The 6,426-nt window shown below is 36.4% G+C and carries 4 protein-coding genes and 1 pseudogene; 1 reads left to right on the top strand and 4 read right to left on the bottom strand.

The features are described from left to right. Positions 1-127: 127 nt before the first annotated feature. The 3 genes from pyc to AC1DTM_RS16170 all read right to left on the bottom strand — a co-directional run bounded on the left by pyc (position 128) and on the right by AC1DTM_RS16170 (position 5,499). Positions 128-3,574: a pyruvate carboxylase gene (gene pyc, locus AC1DTM_RS16180; protein ID WP_477000479.1), complete on the bottom strand. Its 3,447-nt coding sequence runs from the start codon at positions 3,572-3,574 to the stop codon at positions 128-130. Positions 3,575-3,907: 333 nt separating this feature from the next. Next, entirely contained in the window at positions 3,908-5,086 is a 1,179-nt protein-coding gene (ftsW, locus tag AC1DTM_RS16175; RefSeq protein WP_477000478.1) for a putative lipid II flippase FtsW, read from the bottom strand. A gap of 125 nt (positions 5,087-5,211) precedes the next feature. Further along, on the bottom strand, positions 5,212-5,499 hold the full coding sequence (locus AC1DTM_RS16170; protein ID WP_000135698.1) for an Fpa/YlaN family protein: 288 nt from the start codon (positions 5,497-5,499) through the stop codon (positions 5,212-5,214). Positions 5,500-5,649: 150 nt separating this feature from the next. Here AC1DTM_RS16170 and AC1DTM_RS16165 point away from each other — a divergent pair, with 150 nt between their 5' ends. Continuing rightward, positions 5,650-6,147: a hypothetical protein gene (locus AC1DTM_RS16165; protein ID WP_016106041.1), complete on the top strand. Its 498-nt coding sequence runs from the start codon at positions 5,650-5,652 to the stop codon at positions 6,145-6,147. Between the two features lie 49 nt (positions 6,148-6,196). Here the strand turns inward: AC1DTM_RS16165 and AC1DTM_RS16160 are convergent. Next, positions 6,197-6,415 (bottom strand): annotated as a pseudogene (locus AC1DTM_RS16160) (PhoH family protein); the annotation flags it as partial. Positions 6,416-6,426 lie beyond the last annotated feature (11 nt).

The following is a 6,426-nucleotide window of genomic DNA, read 5'->3' as shown; positions in this document are numbered from 1 at the left end:
GGATTAAGGCAAAATTAAAAATGAGCCCGGTACAATACCGGACTCATTTGGATCAAGTAGCCTAATGAAATAACCGTGTCTAACTTTTAGGGGTCACTTCACTTTCGCACAGCTCTTTTTCTTTATTTTAATGATCTAATTCAATGAGTAAATCTCCCGTTTGAATTGCATCCCCATCATTTACATATACTTTTTTCACTTTACCACTGAATGGCGCTTGAACCGTCGTTTCCATTTTCATCGCTTCTGTAATTGCCATGGAATCACCTTTTTTCACTTCATCGCCTTCTTTTACAACTACTTTAATAGCAGTTCCCGGCATCGTTGCGCTAATATGATTTGGATTTTCACGATTCCCCTTCACACGCTGTGCAACAGTTGATTTCACGCTTTCATCTTTCACTACGATTTCACGCGGTTGTCCATTAAATTCCAAGTAAAGCACACGATTTCCATCTGGCTGCGGTTCTCCAATGGAAACTAGTTTAACCATCAATGTTTTACCTTGTTCGATTTCTACATCAATTTCTTCACCAAGTCTCATTCCATAGAAGAAAGTAGGTGTATCAAGCACAGATACATTTCCATAAAGCCCAACAACTTTTTCGTAGTCCATAAACACTTTTGGATACAATGCATATGCGACTACATCAAAAATTGTTACTTCGCGTCCAAGTTTGTGGAATAACTCTTCTTTTAAAGCGTCAAAATCTACTGGCTCTAATAATTCACCTGGTCTTACTGTCAACGGCTCTTTCCCTTTTAAAATAATATTTTGTAATTCTTTCGGGAAACCACCATATGGTTGACCTAAATCTCCAGAGAACATTTCAACAACAGATCCTGGGAAGTCCATAGAATCTCCACGCTCTAAAATATCTTGTTCTGTCAGATGGTTTTGAACCATAAATAATGCCATATCACCGACAACTTTAGATGATGGTGTTACTTTTACAATATCTCCAAACATATCATTAACACGACGGTACATCACTTTAACTTCATCAAAGCGATCTCCTAAACCAACCGCCTTCGCTTGTTGTTGAAGATTACTATATTGTCCACCTGGCATTTCGTGCATATATACCTCTGTGTGAGGAGCGTTCATACCACTTTCAAATGGTGCATAATATTTACGTACATCTTCCCAATAATGAGATAGTTTTTCTAATGAGTCTATATTAACATCTGGTTGTCTTTCGTTTCCGCCTAACGCATAGTATAGTGTATTCGCACTCGGTTGTGACGTTTGACCAGCCATAGAACTCACCGCTACATCGACAATATCAACGCCTGCTTCAATTGCCTTCGTATACGTTAAAATACCATTTCCGATCGTATCATGTGTATGCAGGTGAATTGGAATCGACACCGTCTCTTTTAGTGCTGAAACTAAATCATATGCTGCGTTTGGCTTTAATAAGCCCGCCATATCTTTAATCCCTAAAATATGAGCTCCTGATGCTTCCAACTCTTTTGCTAAATTTTTATAATAATTTAAATCATATTTACTGCGTAACGGATCATGAATGTCTCCTGTGTAACACATTGTTGCTTCTGCAATTTTACCAGTATCTCGTACAGCATCAATTGCAACTCTCATACCTTCTACCCAGTTTAAGCTATCAAAAATACGGAACACATCAATTCCAGCTTGCGCGGAACATTCTACAAATTTTTGAATTAAATTATCTGGATAGTTTTTGTATCCAACTGCGTTTGAAGAACGAAGTAACATTTGGAATAAAACATTCGGCATTTTTTCACGAAGATCTAGTAATCGTTCCCACGGATCTTCTTTTAAGAAGCGATACGCAACATCAAACGTTGCACCGCCCCACATTTCCGCTGAGAATAAGTTTGGTAACATTCTCGCTGTCGGTTCTGCAATGTGATGTAAATCTTTTGTACGAATACGTGTTGCAAGTAATGACTGATGCCCATCACGGAATGTTGTATCCGTTAAAAGTACACGCTTTTGATCTTGTACCCACTTTACTAATCCATCCGCTCCACGTTCATCTAAAATTTGTTTCGTTCCATTTTGGATTGGCTCTGAGTGTAGTACATTCGGTATACGAGCATCCGGGAAAATTGGTTTCTCTTTTTTCCCTACTCCTGGGAAACCATTTACTGTTACTGTACCAATGTAATTTAACATTTTCGTTCCGCGGTCTTTACGTTTCGGGAACAAGAACAGTTCAGGTGACGCGTCAATAAACGAAGTATCATACTCTCCCGATAAGAAGTTTCTATGTTTTACTACATTCTCTAAGAATGGAATATTTGTTTTAATGCCACGAATACGGAATTCTTTTAAATTACGTTCCATTTTTGCAGCAGCTTGTTCAAAAGTAAGCGCCCAAGTTGTAACTTTTACAAGTAAAGAGTCATAGTACGGTGTAATAACTGCACCTTGGAAACTATTACCTGTGTCAAGACGCACACCAAAGCCACCGCCTGATCGATACGCCATAATCTTCCCTGTATCAGGCATAAAGTTATTAAGTGGGTCTTCTGTCGTTACACGAGATTGAATTGCATAACCATGCACAATAATCTCTTCTTGTTTCGGCACACTTACCATCTTGCTATGTAAAGCATGTCCATCTGCAATTAAAATTTGTGATTGAACAATATCGATTCCTGTAATCATTTCTGTAATTGTATGTTCTACTTGAACACGTGGGTTTACTTCAATAAAGTAAAATTCATCATCTTTCACTAGGAATTCAACTGTTCCAGCATTTAAATAATTTACATTTTTCGTTAACTTTACTGCAGCATCACAAATACGCTCGCGCAAATCATCTGAAAGCGACACGCTCGGTGCAATTTCAACTACTTTTTGATGGCGTCGTTGTACAGAGCAATCACGCTCATATAAATGTACAACATTACCTTCTTCATCTGCTAAAATTTGTACTTCTATATGTTTAGGTTTTTCAACGAATTTTTCAACGTACACTTCATCATTACCAAAGGCTGCTTTTGCTTCTGATTTCGCGCGATTATACGATTCTCTTAATTCTTCACTAGCACGTACAATACGCATACCGCGACCGCCGCCACCAAGGGATGCTTTAATAATAATCGGGTAATCATACTTTTCAGCAAATTCTTTAACTTCTTCTATTGAATCTACTGGACCATCACTACCAGGAATAATTGGAATTTGTGCTAGCTGCGCTTGTGTTCTTGCTTTAACTTTATCTCCAAACATATCTAAATGCTTACTTTTTGGACCGATAAAGATAATCCCTTCTTCTTCACAACGTTTTGCAAATTGAATATTTTCTGACAAGAAACCATATCCAGGGTGGATTGCATCTACATGATTACTTTTCGCAATCTCAATAATGCCTTCAATATCTAGATAAGCATCAATTGGCTTTTTCCCTTCCCCAACTAAATAGGACTCATCGGCTTTAYAGCGATGATAAGAACCGCTATCCTCTTTAGAATAGATCGCAACTGTGTTTAATCCAAGTTCTGAACATGCTCGGAACACACGAATTGCTATCTCTCCACGGTTAGCTACCAATACTTTTTGAATACGTTGCAGCTTTGTCATGATTTTCCCCCTCTATTTTCTTACCACTCTAGAGATAAAATACATACACACTCTAAAGAGCGTGAAGTTCTTCACTTTCTACATTATATTATACTTAGAAAGCTTCACTTTATTTTTATCCATCATACCTTATTTTTCAACAAATGATAAGTTTTCTGATCAATTTGTTTCACAAAAATAGTATAGCATACCTCTTCCTTTTCTAACAACACTATTGTATATCACATTAACTTAAATGTAATATACTTTTTATTTTAAAAGAATCAATATTATATCACATTTGAAACCTAACAAAATAAAAAACACATTGAACTCTAGAGCTCAATGTGTTTTTTATTTTACAACAACAAGATGTGGTCCACCTTGTTCTATTTCTTTAGTCATTTCATTTTGTTGTTTCTCTTGTCGTTTGACTTGACTAGCAATATTTAATAATATGCCCATTGCAAGTAGATTAGCTAATAAGGAACTCCCACCGTAACTAACAAACGGTAACGGTACCCCTGTAAGCGGTATCAACCCCGACATACCACCGACATTTATAAAAGTTTGAACTCCAAGCAAGCTTGCAATTCCGATAGCTATTAAACTTCCAAACGGATCTTTACACTTTTGTGCAATTCTAAATGAACGAATAATAATKAGTAACAAGCAAATCAAAATAACAGCTACACCAATAAAACCTAGCTCTTCAGATATAATTGCCATAATAAAATCTGTTTGCGGTTCTGGTAAGTAGCCATATTTTTGGACACTGTTCCCTAACCCTCTACCGTTTAGCTCTCCTGAAGCAATTCCAATAAATGAATTTATTAATTGGAATCCATCCTTTTGCGGATCGCTAAATGGATCAAGAAAAACTGAAAAACGTGCCTTTTGATATGGGCTTAATGCATAATTTCCGAGAAAATATAGTGCCGGAATCCACACTATAGAAGTTAAAACAATTCGTTTAATCCATAAGTTAATCCGGACTCCCGAACAAAGAAACATAATTCCTACCGTTCCCGCAATTAACAAATCGGTACCTAAGTCATTTTGAAGTAAAATTAATCCCATCGCTCCACCAACAACAGCTAGAGGAGGAATTATCCCTTGTACAAAAGCTGTTTGCGTTTCTTGTTTMTTAGCAAAAAAGTTTGCTAACGTAATAATAACCGTTATTTTCACAAACTCAGCTGGTTGTATACCTAATATCCATCCTTTTGCACCATTTACGTCCTTACCGAAAATCAAGGCTGCTGATAATAGACCAATACTCCCTATTCCCATTGCGATCAAAACTATTCGCTTTCTCCACAACTTATAAGGAATAGCAACGATAATCGCTAACATTATCGTTCCAATAGCTAAAGCAATTAATTGTTTTTTAAAAAAGTAATTTGCTGGCCAGTTATGCCTCGAAATCGCAACAATGGAACTAGAACTATATACCATTATAACTCCCAACACACATAAGATAACAAGAGGAAGTAATAATGAATAATCCATCGATTTCCATACTTTTTTCATTTCATTTCCTCTTTCTGTTTCAATTTAATTATTGTTGTATTCCATATGTATATAGGTTCTTCCTTCTTTATTATACAAATAAAAAGCCCAAACTATTTCAGTTTGAGCCCCCTTATTTGAACCCGTTATTGTTGTTTGTTTGTAAATGCTTCATGAAGTGCAGACAACTCACGTTCGAGCTCTCCTAACATGGCTTTCCCTTGTTCTTCTGCAATAAGACCAAGGCGAACCGCAAAATCGACCTCGCGGGATAGTCCAAACATTTGTGTGTCTAATACTTCTTCATATAATGGACATTGCGGCATTGTAAGATTGTCCATTTGTACCTTAATAAGTCTTAAAATCTTCTCTGCATCCGCTTGTAGAAGGGCTAGTGCCTTTTCCTGATGATTTGATACTGTCTCAGACGCCAAATTGATTCCCTCCGTTTCCGTCCTACTCTCTCATATCTATTAATATTAGCGATAGTTTTAATAAATTGCAATAGAAACATTTTTTGTGACAACAGTGCCTAATACTATTATACTGAAAAGTGGGAGTATAACACAAATGGGGGAACAACAATGAGCGAAATTTTATTTATTAATGGAAAAGTTCGTTTTCCAATCACTATCGATCCAACTGTATGGATTTTCGATGATCGAAAAATAGATTTGACAACTTACTTTGATGAAACTAGAGAAGAATCATCCGAATTAGAAACATACTTAAAACATACTTCAGAGCATTGGGATCGCGAAATCCGTGATGGTGCTGCCTTCCCGCCAATACAACAAAGTATAAAGAAATATAAAAAAGAACAGCTTATTAACGGGACATTTGGCATACCACTTCATCCATTTCTTAAAAATGCTGAAATTTTAGAAGATGCTACTCAAGTCGAAATTGAAACCACAGACAATACAATTACACTTCCGTTAGAAACAGCCCATAAAGCTATTCTCGGTTTTTCAAAAGAAGGTAAACCATTACGAGAAGACGGGCCTGTTCATCTATATTTCCATGATGGATCTAATAGACAAAACCCGATTCGTAACATCCGTAAATTTACAATCATTTAAATTGTATAATTAAAAGGAAAAAAAGGAGTGAGCTTAGGCTCACTCCTTTTTATAATAAATCCGCTGCTAGTTGTGCTAAATTAGAACGCTCTCCTTTAACAAACTTTACATGACCACTAATACGTTGTTCTTTAAACTTCTCTACAACGTATGTTAAACCATTATTATATTCATCTAAATACGGATGATCAATTTGCTGAGGATCCCCCATTAATACAATCTTACTTTTTTCGCCTACCCTTGTTAATATCGTCTTCACTTCATGCCTTCACTTCATGC

This window comes from Bacillus sp. P4_D3 (assembly GCF_056401855.1).
This window is presented reverse-complemented; position numbering and strand designations above follow the sequence as displayed.